This is a genomic window from Sphingobium sp. FG125, assembly GCF_057809795.1.
In genome coordinates, this window is the sequence record NZ_JBMDKQ010000045.1 from 1 (window position 1) to 2023 (window position 2023).

Here is a 2023-nt window from a genome sequence, read left to right on the forward strand (position 1 = left end):
GTAATCTCAAATAAAGCCTGCATCAAACCCGTCAGGAGTTGTGCAACAAAGCCCCGCGGCTATGATCATGACGTCATCTACGAACAGTCGGATTATATCCTTAACGGAGACTATGACCAGCTCAACTTCCTGCCTGGGATCACGCTTGAGGATCTCGGTTTTGCTAGGGAAGGGAATGACCTTGTCATCACGATCCTTGAAACCGGCGACAGTATTCGCATCGACCGGCAATGGGAATGGCAGTCCGACTTCTACACCTGGCGCGATATTGAAATCTTCAACTTCGCCGATGGCAGTTTGGTGACGAAGGCTGAGGTTCAGCAGATATTGCTGACGGGTGGCGATAGCGATGACAATCTTGTAGGTTTCACGACCGGTGATACCCTTGTTGGCGGCAAGGGCGATGATCTGCTTTCCGGCGGGATGGGGGCAGACATCTATGCCTACAACGTCGGCGATGGAAATGATGTCGTAAGCGACTATGTCTTCTATTCCGGTGGTGCTGGCGACAAGATCCTGCTTGGCGCTGGAATTTCGACCGGCATGATCAAGGTGGAAGCATCAGCCACCGATCCCTCGGATATGATGCTGTCATTCGATGGATTGCCCGGTTCGATCACGATTAAGAAGCAGATATTGGGTGGTGTCGAATGGGGCATTGATCTGGTCGAATTTGCCGACGGCACGATCTGGACAGCGCAGGATCTCGCCTATCGTCTGAACGCTTCGTCAGCGACGGCGGGCGACGACATCATCACCGGTACGACCCTGAACGACACCCTCAATGGCGGTGCGGGGAACGACACGATTTCTGGACATGCCGGCAACGATCTCCTCGCAGGCGAAGCGGGTGGCGACATCCTCGATGGAGGGGCGGGCAACGACAGGATCGAAGGAGGGACGGACAATGACCTCCTCCATGAATCGAGCGAGGATGATACCTATGTGTGGAAGCTGGGTGATGGCGACGACATCATCCGAGGCGGCAACTGGTGGGATGGCTTCAACACGATCGAATTCGGGGCAGGAATTTCCGCCAGCGATCTGGTTTACTCCTATGCCGGAACGAACGACTCTGATCTGAAGATCAGCGTGGCTGGCCAAGCGGGCAGCATCACGATCGAGGGTCAACTGAGTGGATATGCAACGGAGCGCGTCGATCAGCTGCGTTTCGCTGATGGTAGCGTATTGAGCAGAATTGAATTCCAGAACGCGGCTCTGTCTTCTTTTGCGACGAGTGGTAATGACACGCTTTGGGGCTCAAATGCCGCAGACATGATCCATGGCAAAACAGGCAATGATACGATCGATGCGCGCGACGGCGCTGATCGCGTCACCGCAGGCGCAGGCGATGACCTGATCATCGAGAGCGCCGGCGATGATACCTATGTCTGGAATCTCGGCGACGGCGCAGACATTGTTCGAGGCGGCGGCTACTGGGATGGGTTCAACACGATCGAATTCGCGGCAGGAATTTTGGCTTCGGAGGTCAGCGTTGCCAAAACCGCAGATGCTCGCGGAGCAATTTTGACGGTAGCGGGGCAGTCCGGCTCGATTATATTGGAAAGCCAGCTCGTTCTTGGGGCTGCTGAAGGCGTCGATCAGATCCGCTTTGCTGACGGTACGACCTGGAACCGGGACGTGCTGCAGCAAAAAATTGCCGGCTCGCAGAGCACGGAATTGGCCGATACAATTACGGGCACGAATGGTCCCGATTTCCTTTACGGAGCCGGCGGGGATGATACGATCGATGCACGGGATGGAACTGATCGCATAATCGGAGGAGTCGGAAACGATCTATTGCTCGAGTCCTCGGGCGACGACACCTATGTCTGGAACCTGGGGGATGGCAATGACATCATTCGGGGCGGCAACTGGTGGGATGGCTTTAACACGATTGAGTTCGGAGCAGACATCGCCGCACCCGATCTGATTTACGCCTATGCTGACGCCAACGGCTATGATTTAAAGATCAGCCTTGCTGGTCAGCCCGGCAGCATCGTGATTGAAGGACAACTGAGCG

The 2023-nt window shown here is 55.4% G+C and carries 1 protein-coding gene; it reads left to right on the forward strand.

Features of this window, described 5'->3' with window-relative positions:
- The coding region (locus ACODSR_RS20670; protein ID WP_489078399.1) for a calcium-binding protein at positions 1 to 2023 on the forward strand (2023 nt) is incomplete at both ends.